18 protein-coding genes and 4 pseudogenes are annotated in these 20,221 nt (G+C 37.4%); 19 read left to right on the top strand and 3 right to left on the bottom strand.

Going from position 1 to position 20,221, the window contains the following annotated elements:
- From D2C78_00895 to D2C78_00815, 17 genes and pseudogenes are all read left to right on the top strand, one after another.
- A complete protein-coding gene (locus tag D2C78_00895; protein ID QEF34669.1) occupies positions 1-1,131 on the top strand; it encodes a DUF4043 family protein in 1,131 nt (376 codons plus the stop codon).
- Between the two features lie 16 nt (positions 1,132-1,147).
- Positions 1,148-1,507 (top strand): hypothetical protein, encoded by a 360-nt coding sequence (locus D2C78_00890; protein ID QEF34668.1) that lies wholly within the window; start codon positions 1,148-1,150, stop codon positions 1,505-1,507.
- Positions 1,508-1,605: 98 nt separating this feature from the next.
- Positions 1,606-2,049 (top strand): hypothetical protein, encoded by a 444-nt coding sequence (locus tag D2C78_00885; GenBank protein QEF34667.1) that lies wholly within the window; start codon positions 1,606-1,608, stop codon positions 2,047-2,049.
- A gap of 65 nt (positions 2,050-2,114) precedes the next feature.
- A complete protein-coding gene (locus D2C78_00880; GenBank protein QEF34666.1) occupies positions 2,115-3,926 on the top strand; it encodes a portal protein in 1,812 nt (603 codons plus the stop codon).
- 114 nt (positions 3,927-4,040) lie between these two features.
- A complete protein-coding gene (locus D2C78_00875; GenBank protein QEF34665.1) occupies positions 4,041-5,597 on the top strand; it encodes a hypothetical protein in 1,557 nt (518 codons plus the stop codon).
- Positions 5,598-5,661: 64 nt separating this feature from the next.
- Entirely contained in the window at positions 5,662-5,871 is a 210-nt protein-coding gene (locus D2C78_00870) for a hypothetical protein (protein ID QEF34664.1), read from the top strand.
- A gap of 11 nt (positions 5,872-5,882) precedes the next feature.
- On the top strand, positions 5,883-6,113 hold the full coding sequence (locus D2C78_00865) for a hypothetical protein (protein ID QEF34663.1): 231 nt from the start codon (positions 5,883-5,885) through the stop codon (positions 6,111-6,113).
- A gap of 1 nt (position 6,114) precedes the next feature.
- Entirely contained in the window at positions 6,115-6,438 is a 324-nt protein-coding gene (locus D2C78_00860; GenBank protein QEF35792.1) for a holin, read from the top strand.
- A gap of 1 nt (position 6,439) precedes the next feature.
- The gene (locus D2C78_00855; GenBank protein QEF34662.1) at positions 6,440-7,423 is read left to right on the top strand and encodes a hypothetical protein; all 984 of its coding nucleotides are present in this window, start codon (positions 6,440-6,442) and stop codon (positions 7,421-7,423) included.
- Between the two features lie 9 nt (positions 7,424-7,432).
- Positions 7,433-7,651, top strand: a complete 219-nt coding sequence (locus tag D2C78_00850) for a hypothetical protein (GenBank protein QEF34661.1) — start codon at positions 7,433-7,435, stop codon at positions 7,649-7,651.
- 47 nt (positions 7,652-7,698) lie between these two features.
- Positions 7,699-8,244 carry a hypothetical protein gene (locus D2C78_00845; GenBank protein QEF34660.1) on the top strand — a complete coding sequence of 182 codons (546 nt, stop codon included), beginning with the start codon at positions 7,699-7,701 and terminating at the stop codon, positions 8,242-8,244.
- A 2-nt stretch (positions 8,245-8,246) separates the two neighbouring features.
- A complete protein-coding gene (locus D2C78_00840; GenBank protein QEF34659.1) occupies positions 8,247-9,050 on the top strand; it encodes a hypothetical protein in 804 nt (267 codons plus the stop codon).
- Complete coding sequence (locus tag D2C78_00835; protein ID QEF34658.1) at positions 9,050-9,622, top strand: hypothetical protein; 573 nt, start codon at positions 9,050-9,052, stop codon at positions 9,620-9,622. Before D2C78_00840 ends, D2C78_00835 begins: the two co-directional genes overlap by 1 nt.
- A 3-nt stretch (positions 9,623-9,625) precedes the next feature.
- Positions 9,626-9,952, top strand: coding sequence for a hypothetical protein (locus tag D2C78_00830; protein ID QEF34657.1), 327 nt, complete (start codon positions 9,626-9,628; stop codon positions 9,950-9,952).
- A 53-nt stretch (positions 9,953-10,005) separates the two neighbouring features.
- Positions 10,006-10,886: pseudogene (locus D2C78_00825) on the top strand (hypothetical protein).
- Between the two features lie 16 nt (positions 10,887-10,902).
- On the top strand, positions 10,903-11,751 hold the full coding sequence (locus D2C78_00820; GenBank protein QEF34656.1) for a Coiled-coil domain-containing protein: 849 nt from the start codon (positions 10,903-10,905) through the stop codon (positions 11,749-11,751).
- A gap of 1 nt (position 11,752) precedes the next feature.
- On the top strand, positions 11,753-12,517 hold the full coding sequence (locus D2C78_00815) for a terminase (protein ID QEF34655.1): 765 nt from the start codon (positions 11,753-11,755) through the stop codon (positions 12,515-12,517).
- 654 nt (positions 12,518-13,171) lie between these two features.
- Here the strand turns inward: D2C78_00815 and D2C78_00810 are convergent.
- The 3 genes and pseudogenes from D2C78_00810 to D2C78_00800 all read right to left on the bottom strand — a co-directional run bounded on the left by D2C78_00810 (position 13,172) and on the right by D2C78_00800 (position 19,176).
- Positions 13,172-14,062, bottom strand: a pseudogene (locus D2C78_00810) (DNA cytosine methyltransferase).
- A 40-nt stretch (positions 14,063-14,102) separates the two neighbouring features.
- Positions 14,103-15,592: pseudogene (gene putP, locus D2C78_00805) on the bottom strand (sodium/proline symporter PutP).
- Positions 15,593-15,618: 26 nt separating this feature from the next.
- Positions 15,619-19,176, bottom strand: coding sequence for an aldehyde dehydrogenase family protein (locus D2C78_00800; protein QEF34654.1), 3,558 nt, complete (start codon positions 19,174-19,176; stop codon positions 15,619-15,621).
- A 327-nt stretch (positions 19,177-19,503) separates the two neighbouring features.
- Here D2C78_00800 and D2C78_00795 point away from each other — a divergent pair, with 327 nt between their 5' ends.
- Positions 19,504-19,713: a hypothetical protein gene (locus D2C78_00795; GenBank protein QEF34653.1), complete on the top strand. Its 210-nt coding sequence runs from the start codon at positions 19,504-19,506 to the stop codon at positions 19,711-19,713.
- A 112-nt stretch (positions 19,714-19,825) separates the two neighbouring features.
- Positions 19,826-20,209, top strand: a pseudogene (locus tag D2C78_00790) (hypothetical protein).
- Positions 20,210-20,221 lie beyond the last annotated feature (12 nt).

The raw sequence follows: 20,221 nt of genomic DNA, 5'->3' as shown, positions 1-20,221 counted from the left end.
ATGTTAGAAAAACTCAATAACATCAATTTCAACAACATTTCCAATAACTCTAATTTAGGGATAGAAGTCGGTAGAGAAATTCAAAATGCAAGCTGGATTAAGAGCCCGTTTTTTAGCATCACAGGCACAGGCGCGGATCGTGGCGTTAGGCTTTTTAGCGTGGCTAGTCAACAACCATTCCGCCCAAGGATTAAAGCGCAGTTAACCGGAAGCGGTGTGAGCGGGAATACGGATTTTGAAGCGAATTATGATAATTTAGAAATCCTAAGCCAAACGATCTATCCGGAAGCCTTTGGCAATTCCTTAAGATCTAAAATCAAAGCTTACAGTGAATTAGAACGCATTGATTTCATTAAGGAAAGCGTGGATAGCTTGACCACATGGATGAATGAAGAAAGGGATAAAAGGATCGTTGCAGGCTTGACTAACGATTTTACGAATTACCTTTACAGCGAAAAAATGAATGTAGCGACCATTAGAAAAGCGATTTTTCACGCTAGAAACGGCTTAAAAAGCGATAATAGCAAAGCGTTCCCGATTAAACCCATTAGAGCGACCATGCAAAGCGTTGGAAATGTAGTTGTGCAAAACACAAGCTACATTATCCTTTTAGACAGCTACCAAGCTAACCAATTAAAAGCCGATAACGAATTTAAAGAATTACGCAAGCTTTATGCGTTCGCTGGAGAAGATAAAGGCATGCTTTATAGCGGGCTTTTAGGCGTGATTGACAATTGCCCGGTGATTGATGCGGGCGTGTGGAATAAGTTGAATGTTGGTATGCCAAACTCTACCATAAGTGAAAGCGAGTTCAAGCGTTATATTAATAAAGCGAATGTTAATAACATTGTAAGCCCGGGAGAGCTTAATGAGAAAATTAAAAATAAAATCAAAAAAGAAAAAGAAATCTCTATCGGTTGCCTGATCGGCGCTAGCGCGGTGTTATTAGCGGGTTCTAAAGAAACGATGTTCTACATTGATGAAACCGTGGATGCAGGCAGGAAGTCTTTAGTGGGCGTGGATTGTCTTTTAGGCGTATCAAAGGCTAGGTATCAAAGCACGGACGGAGTTACAACGCCTTATGATAACCAGGATTTTGCGGTTATCGGTTTAGTGTCTAACATGGAATAAGAAAGGAAAAAAGAAAATGAAACAAAAAGTCCACAGCGTGAGCTATCTAGCAAAAGCGGAATTTGAATTTAAGAACGGCGTTTATGATTTGGTGGCTCTGCCAACGGGTGCGGAAGTGGTTAAGGTGAGTTTGGAAGTGGTAGGAACTCTTACGAGTGGAAGTGTGAGCGTGGGATTCAAAGATGAAACCGCAAAAAACTATTTTTTGATTTTAGATCCCGTTAAAACCGATAAGAACGTCACGAGTGCTAAAGACTACACGGCTACGAGTAATAAGGTAGTAGTGGCGGAAGTCAAAAGCGCTAGTGGGGACGAGGTTAAAGGCGTTTTGAGAGTGTTATACTTTTTACCTAGCGTGATTGAAGTAAAGTATTAAATAATTTAAGCATTTTTGAAATGTTTAAAAATGTTTTGAAATGTTTAAAAATGTTTTGAAATTTAAGAACGCTTGAAAACTTTAAGAAAGGTTAAAAAATGTTTTTTAAGAACCCTTTAAACGATCCGAACTACTTCAAACCTAAAGACGCTAAAAACACGCAAGATCTAGCACGAGCGAACATGCCCAAAAACTTTGGCTTGTTGAATTATTCTAAAATGAGTTTTAGCGATTTTGTGAATAGTTATAAGCCCGTAGAAACGCCCAAAGCCTCTAAATTTTCTAACTTCATGGAGAGCGTGGGAGGGTATGGAGGTTTAGGGATGCTAGGAGGAGCGATCGGGGGTTTAGGGAGCTTGATCGTGGGGGCGATCAATTTTAGCGAGCAGAACAAAAGCGCTAAAGAAAGCACCAAAATGGCAAGAGAGCAGTTTGAACTAGAAAAACAACGCTATAACGCACGAGAAGCGGAACGCTTACAAAATAGGGGAGCGATTGATGCGATCGCTAAAAATAACGCTGATATAATGACAAGGTTTTGAGCGAAAATAACCCTTAAAACCACGCCTTGATTTTGCTTAAATAATTAAAAAGAACAAGGCTTAAAATGGACTTCACAACCTTACAAAACGATTTTAATAGCGACTATCAAAAGGCTTTAATCGCTAACGCTGAATTTTTAGAAGCTAAGAAATACTACAACGGCAATCAACTCCCGCAAGACGTGCTAAACATTATTTTAGATCGTGGTCAAACGCCGATCGTTGAAAACATGTTTAAAGTGATTGTGAATAAAATTTTAGGTTACAAAATAGAGAGCATTAGTGAAATACGGCTAAGCCCTAAACAAGAAGAAGACAGAGCCTTAAGCGATTTACTGAATTCATTGTTGCAGGTATTCATACAAAGCGAAAATTACGATAAAGCCATGATTGAAAGAGATAAGAACCTTTTGATCGGTGGATTAGGGGTGATCCAATTGTGGGTAATTGAAGACAAAGACAAAAACATAGAGATTGACATTAAAGCCTTAAAACCTGAAAGCTTTGTAATTGATTACTTTTCTACCGATAAGAACGCATTAGATGCGAGGCGTTTTCATAAGATGCTAGAAATCACGGAGCAAGAAGCTTTATTATTGTTTGGTGATAGCATAACCGTGAATTATTCAAGCGTGAATCACGAAAGAATAGCGAGCGTGATTGAAAGTTGGTGTAAGGAATACAATGAAGAAACTAAAAGCTATCAATGGAATAGATACTTATGGAGTCGCAGCGCAGGGATTTACAAAAGCGAGCTAAAGCCTTTTAAGAACGGCGCATGCCCTTTTATTGTATCTAAGCTATACACGGACGAACTGAACAATTACTACGGCTTGTTTAGATATATTAAGCCCATGCAAGATTTCATTAACTACGCCGAAAACCGCATGGGCAATATGATGGGAAGCTTTAAAGCGATGTTTGAAGAGGACGCTGTAGTGGATGTAGCGGAATTTGTAGAAACCATGAGCTTAGACAATGCGATCGCCAAAGTGCGGCCGAACGCTTTGAAAGATCATAAGATCCAATTCATGAACAATCAAGCGGATTTAAGCGCTTTAAGCCAAAAAGCCGAACAAAAACGCCAATTATTAAGGCTTTTAGCAGGGCTAAACGATGAAAGCTTAGGAATGGCAGTGAACAGGCAGAGCGGGGTAGCGATCGCGCAAAGGAAAGAAAGCGGTTTGATGGGCTTACAAACCTTTCTAAAAGCGACGGATGATATGGATCGATTAGTGTTTAGGTTAGCTATTAGCTTTATTTGCGAGTATTTCACTAAAGAACAGGTTTTTAAGATCGTTGATCGGAAGTTAGGAGATCGTTATTTTAAAATCAATTCTAGCGATGAAAACAAAATACGACCGCTTAAATTTGATTTGATTCTAAAATCCCAACTAAAGACGGAAAGCCGAGACGAAAAATGGTATAACTGGAACGAATTGTTAAAGATTTTAGCGCCTATAAGACCGGATCTAGTGCCTAATTTAGTGCCACTGATGCTAAACGACATGGACAGCCCGATAACTAACGATGTTTTAGAAGCGATACAAAACGCTAACGCCTTACAACAAGAAAACGCCAAAGCGAACGCGCCTTATAATCAACAAATCCAAGCCTTACAAATCCAAAAAATACAAGCTGAGATTTTGGAATTACAAGCCAAAGCGCACAAATACACCGAACAAGGAGCGTTATCACAAACCACGAACGAAAGCGAAAAAATTAACCAAGCGGTAGCGATTAGCGAAATGCAACAAGAAAACGCTAACAACGCTAATAACACCGAAACGAATGCGAATAAGCCAAAAAAGAAACTCAAAACGAGCGATAAAACGACATGGCGAAAATACCCGAGCGCGCAGAATTTAGACTATTGAAAGGCTAGAAAATGCTAAATAGGATTTTAGAAATGTTAGGAATAAGCGTTTTAGTTTTAGCGTTAGGTTTTAGCTTTATAGTAGCGGTTTGTTTTTCTGTAGGAGCGTTAATTAATGGATAAGCAAAGAGCTTTAAAAGAATTAGCGTTAAGAGAGTTAGCCAGGCGTGATTTTTACCAATTCTTGCGCTTGAAGTGGGAAAGATACGAAAATAAGCCGTTTTTAGACAACTGGCATATTAATTATCTATGTAAGGTTTTAGAATGCACGCAACCTAACACATGCCAAAGCGATGAATTAATCAGGCGTTTAATTTTGAACATGCCTCCAAGCTATGGAAAAACCGAAATTATAGCGCGATGCTTCATAGCGTGGAGTTTAGGAAAAGATCGGACTAAAAAAATCTTTTACATTTCCTATAGTGATGAATTATGCAGAAAGATCGCTAACCAGGTGAGGGATTTGATGAGCAGTTTTTTTTATCAAAGTATCTTTTTTGATGAGCCTTTAGAATTTTTGCAAAACAACTCAAGGGAGTTTATTTTACGAGAGGGTGGAGGCTTGTTTGTTACCACGCTAAAAAGCGCGCTTACCGGATTTCACGCTAACCAGATACTCATAGATGATCCGATCAAAGTGAGCGACATGGGATCAAAAAAAGAAGTCAATAACGTTAATATGAACTTCAAAGAAAGCGTTATTTCACGCTTGCAAGACACTAACTCTAATATAACGATTTTGATGCAGCGCTTAGGCAGTAATGATTTATGCGGGTTTTTGCAGAGCGAAAGAGAGTTTGACACTGAAACGATCAAACAATGGAAAATCATACAGCTTAAAGCCTTGAACGAAAACAAGGAATTTTACAAGATTAAAGATTTTGAACACACAAGAGAAAAAGACACGCCGTTATTTGAATATAAACACAATAAGCAACAATTAGAAGCCTTAAGGTTGCAAATGGGTAACGATGAATTTAGCGCTCAATACCAACAAGATCCAGTCGTTAGCAGTGGTGGGTATTTTGATCCGCAGTATCTAAAGAAAGTTTTCACGCACGAATTAGGCGAAATGAATACCTTTATTTTTGTAGATAACGCTTTAAGCTTGAGCCAGAACGCCGATAATAGGGCTATTGTCGTCGTTGGCGTGGAAAATTACAAAGAAAGCGTTAGGTATATCGTTTTAGATTGTTTCTATGGGGTATGGAGCGAAGAAGAAACCATTAAGCACATTCTAGCCGCTAAAGAAAAATACAAGGACGCAAAAACCTTTATAGAGAGTGATGGCGGAGGTTTGGTATTGTATCGTTTGCTTTTAGTCGCACTAGCCAGACACAACCAACAAAACAAGGAAAACCATAAGGAATTACTTAACGATGAAATCGTTTGCTACACGCCCAGCCGAAAAATCTCCAAAGTGGATAAAATTAAAGCGATCAGGCCTTTTTATAATACCGGGTTTTTAGTGTTTAGCTATTCTAGCAATAACACCGAACAGATAGAAAAAGAGCTTTTTAGCTTTAACCCGGACAAGCCATTTAAAAAAGACGATTGTATAGATGCACTAGCGAGCGCATTAACGCATGAGAGCGTGAAAGCGCCAATAAAGCGAGAGGTTAAAGAAAGCTATAAAGCCAGATTTAAAGCCAAACCGACATGGAGGATTTAGCAAAATATAACCCTTTAAAATCACGCTTGATTATTGTTAAATAAGAGAAAAAGAAAGTGTTACTATGAAAAATATAAATCTTATTAAACATTTTAAAAATGTTGAAAACATTAAAAAAATGCGTTTAGCGTGTAAAAAGGCTAAAAAAAGAGCGGTAGCGGTTTTAAAGGATAAAGGCTATAGGGATTTTATCGCTAAAGTCAAAAGCAAGAAACAAAGCGATGATGAAGTTTTAGAAAATTTAGAGTTAAGCTATCTTAACGCTGGCATTTGAAGGAAGCGCGCATGTGGAATGAAAGATTTTTAAAAGTGATCCCCGCAGTGGTGTTTTTGTTTTGTTTGTTGGATATTTTTGAAATGGTTTTAATCATTAACGACATGAACAAAACCGCAAAATTAGAAACCGCAATTATGAATAATTTAAAAGTGTTAGAAGACATTACCATTTCACTAAATAGGTATTCAGAATGCATGCAGTTAGAACATTTTAAATTTGAAAAAAATGAAATCAAATAACATGCAGCATTCTTTAGTTTTAGGGTTTGAAATCTCTAAACTCATTCCGTATTTTTTAGTTATGATGATTGGTTTATTTGTGGGGTTTTTGTATGTTTTACGAAGCATAAGGATCGAAAATTTTAAAAACAAAACCGAAAAATTAATTTACATCATTCAAGGCGTGGGATCGAGCATGCTCATTACTTGGATTAGTTTTGAAATCATGGGTTATTTTTTTAATTTGCCTTTGAGTTTGTGTGTAGCGATAAGTGGAGGCGTGGGGTATTTAGGAGCGGAGAGCGTGAGCGCTTTAGCGTTAGATAGTCTTAAAAAAAGGTTGTAACATGGATTTGAAAGGTTTAGAAAACGCTTTAAATAACGGGGATTTTAAAGAGCAGGTTTATTCTAGTTTAGAGGGGGTTTATCAAATTTCAAAGGTTTTGAACCAGTTAGAGATTTTAGATAACTTCAACGAACACGATGTGAAAATCGTAGAAATGGTACAAGTAATTAAAAGCAAGTTAGCAGGCTATGAAAACGCCGAACAGGAATTAAAGGCTAAAATTGACGCTTTAGTGAGCGCAATAGAAGCTAAAAAGCAAGAATTAGAAGCACGCTTGAATTTAGAATTACAAAGCGAAACACAAAGGCTAAACGAAGCAGGAAGCGAATTAAAAAGCAATCTTGTAGCTGAACTCACAGAAGCTAAAAATAATCTAGCGAAAGAATTAGAAAAACTGAAAGATAGCACGCAAAACCTACTAAACACGCCACGACTACAAGGCGTTAATATGAAATTTGTAGGGATTTATGTTTATGGGCGTCAAAGTTTTTTCAAAAACGACAGCGATGAATTTAGGGAATTGTTTGAATTTGCTAGCATCCATTTAAGCGCAAATAAAAGCTATATCGTTCAATTTAGCATGCCTTATGAATTATCCACTAACGGGATTTATAGCGAAAGCATGGGCGAGATGGTTTTGTGTTTGAAAGCGAATGATAAGGCGTATCCGATCATCAATAGCTTTTATCAAAATAAAACCGCTAATTTGACTCCTGGTAATAAAGTCATAGACACTTATAGGGTGAATAGCATTTTTTTAACGCCAAGCGATGAAGCGGGTTACAAAATAGCGGTATTCACCAGGAAGCATAAAGACTTGTGGGTGAATGTGAATTACACGAGCAACATGGACGGTTTTGAAACGAGCTTTTTGAATAGCGCCAGATTTGCTAACCAAACCACGCAAAGCATTCCCACAGAATACAATAACGACTGGGTGTTTTACAAGCATTCTCAAGCGTTAGTTTATGAAATTGTTCAATAAGTTTTTATTTTGAAGCTTTTATTTTTAGCGTGTGTTTGTAGCGTGTGTTTTAATGCATGCGCTAAAAAGATAATCTATCACGAGGTGAAAGTGCCGATTAAATGCGATATTGAAATGCCATCGCGACCAAGCGCGCATTTAGAAGCGTTAGAATATTTACGCGCGTTATTGATTTACACCGAAACGCTAGAAAACGATTTGAAGTTTTGCACAAAACATAACCCTTAAAAATCACGCTTAATTAGTGTTAAATATCAAGAAACGAAAGGAAATTAATGTTTTTAGTCTTACTAGAAAGAAAACACGATTTAAAGCCACTTGTAAGGAAAGACAAGAAAGAAAGCGGCATGTTAGGGAGTTTTAGAGTGTTTGAAAGCACGCACGATCAAGGAGCAAGCGATAAAGCGATCCTAAAACACTATGAAAAAAAAGATGCTCTATTTAGTTGCTTTTCTTTAGAAAACAGCGGAGAGCCAACGGATACGCCGAACTTAGATAAACCGATCGTAGCGAGAGATTACGAACTAGCATGGAGTGATACGAGTTGCACGGTGCCTAAAGAATACCAAAATAAAAAATGCGATAATAAACGCCATGAAGTGTTGCAACTTGTAGATCCCAATAATAAGGATTTCACAAACCGAAAAATTTTAATTCATGTAGGAAACAGCGCGCATGATACTTTAGGGTGTGTTTTGTTAGGGATGCAACACGATGAAGAGATGATTTATAAAAGCAACGAAGCGGTAAAAAAGTTTTTTGATTTAGTCAAAGACAAGGGCGTTAATAACTTTTTATTTAAAATTATTGATAAGACTTAAAAATGGATACAACACGATTTATACGAAATTTTGTTTTATTTAAAGAAGCCTTACAAAAGCAAAATTTCAGTAACAAAGATTTGAACACGACGAGCATGCAAGCAGCCTTACAAAGCGAGCAGTTAGCTTTAAATGAAGAAGCGCAAGGCTTACAAAGCGAGCAAGTGAGAGCTAAAATGCAGATGGATTTTTTAGGTATGCAAGCGAATTTACAAAACGCCAAAGCCGAAACCTTAAACAAACTCATCCAATGCCAAGCGATGCTAAAAAGCCTAAAAGATAACGCTATGATTAACCGAGCGAACGCATTTGTAAGCTTATTGCAAGTGCAGGCCAACGCCGCTAATGGGATCACACCCAATAATTTTGAAACAGCGTTTAAGATTATCGCGGAAATTGGCAGTGAATACGATCAGATCAATTTGAATGGCAATAAGATTACGAGCGTGAAAACAGCAAAAGAACAAACAAACGAACTTAAAACAATATTAAACGGATTGAGTAAGGAATTAGAGAAGTTGAACGAACAAAGCGAAGTTAATTCTATACAGGTTTTTAGCGATAAGTTAGAAGTTTTGAAAGATGCGCCGACGAGGTTATGGGGGTTTAGCACTTTGTCTAACGCAACCGAAGGCTTTTACAATGAAGCTAACGAACTATTAGCGAGCGGTAGCGTGTTTTTGTTTAGGAGCGATAAGGTAGGAAAACACACGATCACCTTTAAAGCGAATAACGCTAAAATAAATTTAGCTAAAAACATCACCATAAGCGTGATCGCTAACAAACTCAAAGAAAGGACGAGCTAATGACTTATTTTGAAAGCATCACAGCGGGCAGAGGCGGGCTTGATAGTTTTAATCAAGCGTTGAATAACCAACGATACGCTAATTTGTTGCTTAATGAAAGCATGGGCAATTTCGCAAACATGATCGCGAACGCAGGAAGCCTTTTTGATAACGCTAAGATAAGAGAGGAAGCGTTGAAGTATCAAAGAATGCGAGATTTAGAAAATAATAAGAAACAAGCCGAAGCGTTTGACTTGCAAAAAAGACAAGCCGAACAAAGCATGGATTTTGCTAAAAGACAGCAAGCCATGAACGAAGAAAAGCACAGGCAAGACAAACGACTAAACGATATCAGAGCGAAAGCCTTAGAACTTGAAAATGAACTAAATCAAAAACAGCAAGACTGGCTAAAGAAAGCCATACCAAGCGCTAAATCGAGCGTAAGCGTGGATAATAATAACGCTATGAAAACACCAACGCCAACCACACCAAGCGCAAAAACCGCATTAAACACGCAAGGAACGCCAAAGCCTAAAACCATCACTAAAGAGGAATTTAAAGCGATTTACTCTAAACCTATGTTTAAATTTTAGCTAATGCCTTACGGTCTGATTTTTAGGGTTTTTAAAGGCGTTATGCCTTATCTTATCATCGTTTTTTTGTTAGGTTTGAGCGCTAATCTAAAAACTAAATTAGCGTTAGCGAACGAAAGGCTAAACACCAATCAAGCGCATCTGATCAAACAGAACGAAGTTATCCAAAAAATGGAATTAGAAAGCCAACAATACAAGACTAACAAGCTTTTAGAAGCAACCAAAATCAAAGACAAATACCACAAAATCATCTTAAAAGACAACACATGCGAAGCCAAGATACAAGGCTATGAATCTTTAATTAACACCTTTAAAAAACATAACCCTTAAAATAATTAACGCTATTTTGTAAAATGTTTGTTAAAGATAGCAAGGAGTGGATAATGAAACTCTACAATAAGATACAAGAACTCATTAACGAAATCGAAACGCTTAAACAAAAAAATAATGAAGTGTTAAACTTAGCAAGGAATGAATTAAGCGAGTTAGTCAATACTAAAGCTAACGAGAATTTAGAAAGCTTAAAAAACGAATTTCAAGGCTACTTAAACGGCAAATTAGTAGAGATGCCTTTAATCGTAAAAAAAAAGTTAAGGAACTTGTGGATAATCAAACGCTAATCGCAGAAGTTAGAAACGAACTTTTAAGCCAATTTGACAAGCAAGCGATTACTAACGCTGTGAAGCAAAAACTAAAAAGCGAGATTAAAAGCGAATTAAATAACCTTTTAAGCGATAGAGAGTTACAAAGCAAACTACAAGAAGCTAAAAAAGAAATTGTGAGCGAAACCACAAACGAAACCACAAACGCATTAACGGGCAAGATTTTAGGGATTTTAAAAAGCCAATTGAACGCTATCACGGAAAGCGTGATTAAGAATTTAGATTTTAGTTTTTTAGCATCACAACCGAAAGCCTTTTATAGCGTGATTAATGAAAATTTAAAAGAAATGTTTTTAAAAGAGCTTGAAAGCGAATTTTTAAAAAAATATATTAAAGAAAGCGTCGATAACTTTTTAAACGAAGCTGAGAAACTTAAAGCGTTAAAAATAGCAGAATTAAAAGCGTTATGCTATTTGCAGGTAACGCTAGAAAGCCAAAAGGTGCAATTAATGCAAAACGCTTTAATGTTGGAAGCCGAAAATTTAAACAATAAGATGAAAATAGAAAATGAGATCGCTTATAATTTGAAGCGTAAAGAACTCATAGCAGAAGGCAAGCTAGACAAAGAAGCGTTTAAAAAAAACATTTTCAAAATAATCTAAAAGAAAGGACAAAAGAATGGCCAACGAAAAAACCGAAAGCGAAATTTTTGAAGAGCAATTAAACAGCCTTTATAAACCGCTAAAGCAAGAAGAAAAAAGCGAAGCAGTAGCAAATAATGAAAATCTAGCTAATAGTCAAGCTTTAGTTAATCATCAAGCTTTAGCTAAAGAAAGCGTTAAGGATTTAGAAGCTGAGCCGTCTTATCTATCTACCGGGATCGCTTATTTGGATAACAAGATCAAAAATAGAAGCATCACGGCTTTTGACTACTACATGGCTAAAAAGTTTTTAGGTTTGGATTTGAATGTGAATTTAAACGGGAATTTGAATATAACAAGCGAAAATCAAACAAGAGTGAAGAATTTAACGAGCGCAACAAGTAAAATTTACGATGGTATTAAGGCTTTAAATTTGGGCGACAGGCTGATAGAAAAAGCGCAAGATAACAGCGGGATTTTTAGCGCGCTTAAAAGGTTTGCTAATGAAAAAACTAACGGATTTTACGGCTTAAATAGCGATGAAGCAGAGACCGTGAACGCCTTAAAAAATTACTCTTACTCTACGGCGAGGCAGATTGGCGGACAGCTCACTAATCAAAAAATCAAAGACGCGCAAGAGATGACGAAGTTTGGTTTTAGAAGCAAAGAAGAGAACACCGCAAGATTAGGAGAAAATCAAGGACGACTGATTCAAATTTTAGAACAAGACATAAATAATTTAGAGAGTTTAGGAGGCAAAGTGCCTGAAAGCGTGATTTTAGAGCTATTGAAGCATAAAAAACGCCTTGAACACATTCAAAAGAATCAAGGCAAAATTAAATTAAAAGAATACCAACAAATCAATCCCTACAGCGAACCTGAATAAGATGATAGAAAATAAAAAAGTAAATAAAGCTTACCCAAACGACTTTAAACTTAAAGTGAAAAGATACTATGAAAGGAGCTTAGAATCTAAACAAAAGATCGCTTCAAAATTCGGCATTAGTAACAGGACCTTATCGTTATGGGTGATGGATGGGGAGTGGGAAAATAAGGTTATTTTAAAAGAGATACGGGCCATGTATGAAACGCATGGGATGAGCATCAACGCATTAAGTAGAAAGTATGGCGTGAGCGTCAATTTAATAAGAAAGTTTAAGATACGGGACAAATGGGAAAAGAAAAAGATCATTAACGAAGCCGCCGCAGTTTTAGAAGACAAGCTGACAACGGACAAAATGGGTTTATTTTTAGACACTAAAAAAGAAGAAGTAAAAGAAGTTTTAAAACAAAGTTTAGAAAACTTAGACCTTGACCCAGTGGTAGTGGAAGCGATAGCTGAAACCAGTAGCGACGAATTGATTTTGAAAGCGATGAACACCGCCTACATTAAAAAACAGATTTTATTTTGTGCCATTGTAGCAAGAGGTGAGCTGATCAAGATGATAAAAAGAGCAGGCGATAAAGTGAAAGACAATGTGAACATTATTGTAGCGGCTGAAAAAGTTTCAAAACTATTCATTGACGCTGGGGTTTCATTGTTTGGAAAAGAGCAAATCCAAGCGATAGAATGCAAGGAGAATAGCGACTATAGGCAAATGAATATATCCGAACTTATAGCACTAGCGAACGCTGATGATAATGTAGATTAGCTTGTGTGTGTAAAACGCTATGTGAATGCACTTATAGCACAAGGTTTTAAGCGTTGCCACCAAATGCCGTAAAATCCCCCCTAGCTTTAGCGGTTGGGTAATTCACCGACCCGCTCTTTTTTTAGAATATAGAGAAAATTTTTAAAACTTTTCACTTTGTATTATAAAGTCTATTTATTTTATTTAAAGCGGCATTAAAAAGAAAATGTTTTTGAGGTTTTATTTTTTTCTTGCGCTTATTTGTTGTTTAATATAGCTAGGATATTTTTATTTTTTGTGAAAAAATTTTAGCAGTAGTGTTCTTTTTTTGCTATCTAATCTAATATTAATTAACCTCATAGTAACGCTATTTGTAGTGATTTAGGGGTGTTTTGTTTTTTTTTAAATCACTTGACAAGTTGTGAAAAAAATAGTTATTATTTGGCAGTTATTTTTAAAATTCGTTGTAACTGTGCCACAAACAAAGATTAAAGCGGACTTGATAGTAACGCTATTTAGGGTTTTGTTAGGAGTTTTTGGTTTTGGTGAAGATATTATTTTTATATATTCTAAGAATAAAAAATTCCTAGGGTCTTTCAGCCCTAAATTTTTCCCTTTATTAGAAAAGCCTTGACATGGAGGCCCGCCAATGATCATGTTGATTTCTAATGTTTGGGCAACGCTATGATATTTTTGCCTTTTATATTTATCGCCATTTTTAGAAACATTTAAGACAATCTTACTGCCAACAATTCTATGAGGCTTTTTGTTTAATTCTGTATTCTCAAACGCGCTTTGTCCTTCTTTTAAATCCTTAATCCATTCTTGCATATGCTTTGGATAAGTTCTAAAACTATGATAAAAATCTGCGCTATCATACTCGCCCCAAGTAAGTGGTTTTAACGAGCCTATCACTTCTTTTAAGGTTTTTTCTTGTTTGAAATCAGGGAAAAATTCTAACGCGCTTGTAAAATCTTTAAACTCTTTACAAACCCCTATCACTAAAGTTCTTGTTCGGCTTGAATTAGCTCCAAAATTTTTAAAATTGATCACCTCATCATAGAGCATATATTCACCACTCAAATTTTGCTCTATCATAGATCCTATTTCTAGTAAATTGTCATTTTTGTCTATACAACCTGTTTTATAAAAACTAGGGACATTTTCTAAAATAAAAAATCTGGGTTTGATTTGCTTGATCAAATCAATGCTCTCAACCACCAAAGAATTCCGTTTGATTTCATCGTTTTTCTTTTTATGATTGGCCACGCTCATGCCTTGACAAGGTGGGGTTGCTACCACTAAATCAACCCTATCATTACCAAATTTTTTAGAATAAAATCCAATTTGTTTTAAAATTTTTTCTTTTGTTTCTGGTTTTTTAATGTCCCCACTAATGTAGCTTTCATCTAGTTTGCATTTGCGATTGATCCTTTGGATATTCAAGCGTTTTTCTAAAATTTCATTGGTAGCAACGCATTCAAACCCCTCTTCTAAAAGCCCATAGCACCCCACTCCTGCCCCAGAAAATAAAGAAATATAGGTTAAGGTTTGATTAAAGAGCATAGGGGGATTTAAGGATTAAACCAAACTCATTTGAAGCGTTTTAATGCCTCAAGCTCTCAATTTCTTTAAGCATGGTTTCAAAGGCCTCTTTAGTGCCTGCTCGCACGCTAGAAAACAAACTAAACACCACAATAGCTACGCTCGCCACAATAAAGCCCGGAACGATTTCATAAATATCCAAAAAGCTTTTGCCAAATTTATCGTATAAAATCACCGTGCTAGCCCCAGAGAGCATGCCAGCAATCGCGCCAATGCGCGTCATTCTTGACCAAAAAAGCGAGAACAAAATCACAGAGCCAAAACTCGCGCCAAAGCCAGCCCATGCGTAACTCACGATGCTGAGGATGCTGGCGTTTCTATCCGTTGAAATGAAAAAAGCGATGCAAGCCACCCCTAAAACCGAAAGCCTAGAAATAACCATCACTAGTTTTTGCGGGGCATCTTTATTAAAAATCGTCGCATAGAAATCTTCAGCAATGGTAGAAGAGCTTACAAGCAATTGTGAACTGGCCGTGCTCATCACCGCCGCTAAAATCGCGCTCAATAAAATGCCTGTGATCCAAGGGTTAAAGAGCAATTGACTCATCACAATGAAAATCTTTTCAGGGTCTTCTAAACTCAAATCAAATTTATGCACATACGCAACGCCTAAAAGCCCCATAACGCATGCCCCAATCAAAGAAATAACCATCCAAGAAATCCCAATAGTGGTCGCTTTAGGCACATCTCTAATGGAGCGGATAGACATGAAACGCACTAAAATATGGGGCTGCCCAAAATAGCCTAACCCCCAAGCAAGGCTTGAAATAATGGCGACTACGCTAGAGCCTTGCAAGAAAGAAAGGTTTTCAGGCTTGATCTCTCTAATGATTTTAATCCCCTCTCCAATCCCTCCAAGATGGATTATCATAACGATCGGCACCACGATTAAAGCGCTCATCATCAAAAGCCCTTGAATCAAATCCGTCCAGCACACCGCCTTATACCCCCCTAAAAAGGTGTAAGAAACAATGATTAGCGTGCCAATGCTTAAAGCGTAGTTGTATTGAATGCCAAAGGTCGCTTCAAAGAGTTTAGCCCCACTCACTAGCCCTGAAGAAATGTAAAAAATAAAAAAGATTAAAATCACAAAAGCTGAAATCAAGCGCAAGATGTGTTTATCATCGCTAAAGCGCGTTTCAAAATAATCTGAAATGGTAATAGAATTAGCGATCACGCTCGTATAAATGCGTAAGCGCTTAGCCACAAAAACCCAGTTAATAAGCGCTCCCAAACTCAAGCCTATGGCGATGTGTGAATTGATAAGCCCCCCACATATAAAGCTCCAGGTAATCCCATTAAAAGCCACCCGCTCATGTCACTCGCTCCCGCGCTCAAAGCGCTAATCACAGGCCCCATAGAACGATCGCCTAAGAAATAATCTTCAGTCGTTTCATTTTGTTTGTAAAAATAAAAACCAATATAGAGCATTAACAGCGAATAAACGACAAACATCGTAACAATAGGGGTGCTTAAAACAACATGTCCCATTTTGATCTCCTTATTTAATACAATATTTATTTTTCAGCACAGCATGAATTGCGACAAGTGGGTTGCCTTAAAACCCTTGAGCCTAAATTCCCGTAACGATGATACGAAATGCTAACCGATCGCTCTAAGTGGTAATACAGCAATTCAAAACGCCCGTTCAAGCAGGGTTTAGCCGTGGCTAAAACCATCCCTAAAGCACTCGCTTGTTCGTGCAATAAATCCAAATCGCTTTTGAGATAACGGACACGATTGAAAGCATGCAATTTTTCGCTGAATTTTTGCAAGCTTTCATAAACAATAGGGGCGTTTGCTCGGAGCGCTTTTAAGCATTCTAAGAAAAATGTTAAATCTTTGTTCGTTCGTTCGTTTTCTATGCTGAGCGTTAAAGGGATCTGAGAAATTAAGCATGCTAAAGCCACGCCCAACATGTCGCTTAAGGTGTCCTTTTCGGTGATGCGATAGCCCACGCTTTTAACTTTAATGTAGGAAAAAAGGTTGTCTTCGCCTCTGATTTTGACATAGTCTTTAGCTTGGCTGAATTCATGCTTGTAATGATAAGCGTAGCTCTTTGCCATAAAAATCGCGCGCTTCAACTCATGCGTGTGTTCGTCATAGCCTTTTTGAGTCAAGCCCTCTAAAGCTTCGCTTAAGGGGTTTTTTAGGGCGTGTTCGTCCTCTTCTTCTTGATGGATATTCACAAATTGCGTGATATAGTTAAAAATGCCTACCTTCCTCCCAAACCCTACAGCGGATTTTTTAACCCCACCAAAAGGTTGGCGCAAAACGATCGCTCCTGTGGTGGGTTTGTTGATATAGATATTACCGGCTTCAATGCGTTCTAAATAATATTCCCACTCCCTTTCGTCCAAAGACTCTAACGCGCTAGTCAGCCCGTAACCGGTAGAATTGGCTATTTCTATCGCTTCGTCTAAATCTTGTGCCTTCATCACGGATAAAATGGGCGTAAAAAGCTCAGTTTGGTGCGTGAAATCGCCTTTTTTAGTGCCGTATTTGATGCTTGGCTTCATCAAATAGGGGTTATCATCAACAAAGCTTACCGGGATTTCGTAATTTTCATAGCTTTTCAATTCATCTATGGCTTTGATGACCTTTTCATTAGGCTTGTCCGCTAGAGTGCCGATTTTGTTTTTGAAATCAAAAGGATCGCCCACGCTAAGGCTTAGAGTTGCATCTATTAGAGTCTTTTTGAAATTCTCATCTTCATAGACTTCTTTTTCTAACACTAGAAGCGAAGTAGCGGAGCATTTTTGCCCTGAATTGCTAAAAGCTGAATGGATAACATTTTTAATCGCTTGATCTCTGTCTGCCATTTTGCTCACAATGGTGGCGTTTTTACCGCCCGTTTCAGCGCTCAAGGCTAGAGTGGGGTTAGCTTCTAGCATTTTATAAGCGGTGTCTTCGCCCCCGGTTAAAATGGCAAACCTAATGCTTTCATCTTTTAAAAGGTGTTCGCTAATATCGCTCCCTTTAGAGGGCAAGTAAATGAGCGCATCTCTAGGCACGCCCGCATCCCAAAAACACTCACAAAGTTTATAACCGGTTACGCTAGACAAACTTGAGGGCTTGTAAATCACCCGATTGCCAGCGGCTAGAGGGGCAGCGATAGTGCCTACAGAAATACCCACAGGGAAATTCCATGGGGCAATAACCACACCCACGCCTTTGGGAGTGAATTTCGTTTTTTCATTTTGCTCTTGTAACACCCTTAAGCTGTAGGGGTAAAACTCTAAAAAGTCAATGGCTTCGCTCACTTCAGCGTCCGTTTCAGCAAAAGTCTTACCCACTTCTAAAGCCGAAATCCCTACTAAATCGCCTCTTCTTTCTCTAAAAAGCTGAGCGGTTTGACTCAATAAAGCATGGATTTCTGTGAAGCTTTTTTGACTGAAATGACTCTTATCGCTTTTAGCCACTTCTAGGGCTTTTAAAATCGCTTCCTTATCCGCTAAATGCACGCTGGCGATTTTTTTATGATGGATTTTATCAAAGACTTCTAAAGGGGTTAGATTAGGATCTTCAAACCTCCCATCTATTTCTGGGTAAAGCTCTAAAATAGGAGCGTTATGCATTTTCTCGCGCACTTTTTTAGCCCACTCTCGGTTGGCTTTTAAAATAAAATCGGTATCGCTTTCGTTTTTAAAGGAGTGGTTTGGGTAGGTGGTATGCCCGGTTTGTTTGGCGTTTCTGTCTTGAGTCCTGTGGGTGGCATTGTCTAAAGTGGCGATTCCTTTAAGGCTGTTTAAAAAGCGTTGCTCTTGGTCTTTCCATTCGCTCGTGCCTACTTTGAGATTGAAGAAAGCTTTCATGAAATTATCGCTTGAGGTGTTTTCATCTAACCTCCTCACCAAGTAAGCGATCGCATTGTTGAAATGCGCTTCATCGCACACCGGCGCATAAAGAATGAGCTTGTGCATTTCTTTTAATTCCTGGCTCGCTTGCAAGCTCATGCCCTCTAGCATTTCAAAGCTAAAATGCTCCAACACAATAGGGTCATTAAGGGTATGGATGCGCGTATAGACATAAGCGATTTCAAAAATATTATGGCTTGCTGCGCCAATATGAATGTATTTATAATTATCGCCCTCTAAAACAAAATCCAGCATTTTATTGTAATTAGAATCGGTGTCTTGCTTACTAGAAAATGTGGGTAACGCCCAGTCTTTCATAGAAGCGATAGTCTCTTCGCTCTCCATGTTCGCTCCCTTAACAAAGCGGATTTTAATGGGCTTCAACCCTTTTAAAACCCTTTCTTTAGAAAAAGCGTGCAGTTTTTTCAAATATTCATAAGAATCAGGGATATAAGCTTGCAACACAATACCGGCGTTCAAATCAAATTTAGCGATAGATTCCATAAACGACTCTACTGTTAGCTCTAAATCCCTAAATTCTTCCATATCCAAGTTGATGAATTTAGGCATGCCTTGCTTTTTTTCTTCTTCTAAAGCTAAAGCGTAAAGAGCGTCTAATCGTTTGACAATCTCTTTTTTAGAGTATTCAAAATCAAGGATATTGATTTGAGAAAAAATCGTCGTGATTTTAATGGAAATGTATTGGATGTAGTTGGATTTTAGGGCTTGGGAGTATTTTTCAAAACGCGCAGACGCTTCTTCTTCGCCTAAAACTTCCTCGCCAATAAAATTCACGTTCAAAATGATTTTTTCATTTTTCCTTTTTAAAATCCTCTCTTTCAATTGGCCCTCTTCTTGATCCAAGACCATCGCTTTTGTGTCGCTTCTGATTTTATTGACAAAGAAAGGCACGCTCATATCAGGGAGCATTTTCCCAAAGCTCAAAAACCCCATTAAAAGCAATTTTTCAAACGAAGAAAAAATCTCACGGCTTTTGTATTTGTCTAAAACATGCTCAATCATTTCAAAGCGGGCTTTATTGTCCAAGCATCTAAAACTCCGATCCATAAGCTCTATGAGCATGACTTTGTTTTCAGGGTTGTTTAAAAGCTTTTGCATTTTAAAGTGGAACGCTTTTTCTTGCTCGCTCAAATGACTACTGATACTATCTTGCAGTTTTTTAGCTAATTCTAATGAATCGTCAATGATTTTTTGCATGAGCTTACCTTTTATTTAAGAATTTGGATTGATTGTAGCATGTTTTAAGCGGGTGGCTTTAAGTCTTGTGGGTTGGTAATGTTTTTTAATTTTAAATTTTGTTCTAGCGGTAATTAATTCTCATTCAAACCTGTTTGAGTTTATCACGCATTTTTACACAATGATAAGAATTTGAGTGATAATTTGTATTGTTTTTAGCTTCATTTACTTTTCGTTTAAAAATAAATTATAACATTCGCATCGTGTAATTTAAAGTTTAGCTTATTCAATTAAACGATTTTAAATTAAACGGATTTACAAAGAATTTTACAAAACAAAGGATATAAAATGAAAACAATTAAAAATGGCATTATGGTTGGCACACTCGGCGCGTTGTTATTGAGCGGTTGCTCTAGCTTTGATGCTCAGCGTTTTGCTTGTCTTCCTAAAGACCATTCTCTAAAAGACGCTTCTACAAAAAAAGAAGCACAATACACGCCTAAGGGCTTTTTTGACCCTTATTCTTCTAATTTAAACCATTGGGATTCTACATTCTAGGGGTTTGTTAGAGAGGGCGAAAAAGGGGGGGGAAATAAAGCTCATTTTAAGTTTTCTCAAATTACAATAACAATCTTTTTAACACTGATATAATATAAAAGGAGATATTCTTATGAGTGGCACTCATATTGTAGAGAATACGAATATTTTAAGAACGACTGCTTCCACCCCCCCCCCCAATAATAATGAAGAGCTTTCAAAATCTGTTAAAGATCTTACAGATCGCGTAAAAAAATTAGAAGATCTTAAATTAGAAGACTTTGAACCCCTTAGAAAAATCTCTCATCTTATAGGCTCTTTCTTTTCACTTGGAAAATCTTCTAACGACACCCAAGAAAACTCAAAAGACACTCAGGGAAGAGAGGAAGCACTTAAAAAAGTCCAAGAAGAAAACATCAAACTAAAAGAAGAAAACACTGAATTAAATAGAGAAAAAGATAAGCTAGCTAGCCAAAACACCGCTCTAACAACAGATAAAGACAATCTAACTAAAGACAAAGAAAATCTA

It is taken from the genome of Helicobacter pylori (genome assembly GCA_008032935.1).
Classification (GTDB): Bacteria; Campylobacterota; Campylobacteria; order Campylobacterales; family Helicobacteraceae; genus Helicobacter; species Helicobacter pylori_CX.
This window is presented reverse-complemented; position numbering and strand designations above follow the sequence as displayed.

Bases quoted from the DNA above. Each gene is read 5' to 3' on its own strand.
- D2C78_00895 (QEF34669.1), top strand. From the start codon at position 1: ATGTTAGAAAAACTCAATAACATCAATTTCAACAACATTTCCAATAAC.
- D2C78_00875 (QEF34665.1), top strand. From the start codon at position 4,041: ATGGATAAGCAAAGAGCTTTAAAAGAATTAGCGTTAAGAGAGTTAGCC.
- D2C78_00855 (QEF34662.1), top strand. From the start codon at position 6,440: ATGGATTTGAAAGGTTTAGAAAACGCTTTAAATAACGGGGATTTTAAA.
- D2C78_00885 (QEF34667.1), top strand. From the start codon at position 1,606: ATGTTTTTTAAGAACCCTTTAAACGATCCGAACTACTTCAAACCTAAA.
- D2C78_00820 (QEF34656.1), top strand. From the start codon at position 10,903: ATGGCCAACGAAAAAACCGAAAGCGAAATTTTTGAAGAGCAATTAAAC.
- D2C78_00845 (QEF34660.1), top strand. From the start codon at position 7,699: ATGTTTTTAGTCTTACTAGAAAGAAAACACGATTTAAAGCCACTTGTA.
- D2C78_00840 (QEF34659.1), top strand. From the start codon at position 8,247: ATGGATACAACACGATTTATACGAAATTTTGTTTTATTTAAAGAAGCC.
- D2C78_00860 (QEF35792.1), top strand. From the start codon at position 6,115: ATGCAGCATTCTTTAGTTTTAGGGTTTGAAATCTCTAAACTCATTCCG.
- D2C78_00880 (QEF34666.1), top strand. From the start codon at position 2,115: ATGGACTTCACAACCTTACAAAACGATTTTAATAGCGACTATCAAAAG.
- D2C78_00795 (QEF34653.1), top strand. From the start codon at position 19,504: ATGAAAACAATTAAAAATGGCATTATGGTTGGCACACTCGGCGCGTTG.
- D2C78_00815 (QEF34655.1), top strand. From the start codon at position 11,753: ATGATAGAAAATAAAAAAGTAAATAAAGCTTACCCAAACGACTTTAAA.
- D2C78_00835 (QEF34658.1), top strand. From the start codon at position 9,050: ATGACTTATTTTGAAAGCATCACAGCGGGCAGAGGCGGGCTTGATAGT.
- D2C78_00865 (QEF34663.1), top strand. From the start codon at position 5,883: ATGTGGAATGAAAGATTTTTAAAAGTGATCCCCGCAGTGGTGTTTTTG.
- D2C78_00890 (QEF34668.1), top strand. From the start codon at position 1,148: ATGAAACAAAAAGTCCACAGCGTGAGCTATCTAGCAAAAGCGGAATTT.
- D2C78_00800 (QEF34654.1), bottom strand. From the start codon at position 19,176: ATGCAAAAAATCATTGACGATTCATTAGAATTAGCTAAAAAACTGCAA.
- D2C78_00870 (QEF34664.1), top strand. From the start codon at position 5,662: ATGAAAAATATAAATCTTATTAAACATTTTAAAAATGTTGAAAACATT.
- D2C78_00830 (QEF34657.1), top strand. From the start codon at position 9,626: ATGCCTTACGGTCTGATTTTTAGGGTTTTTAAAGGCGTTATGCCTTAT.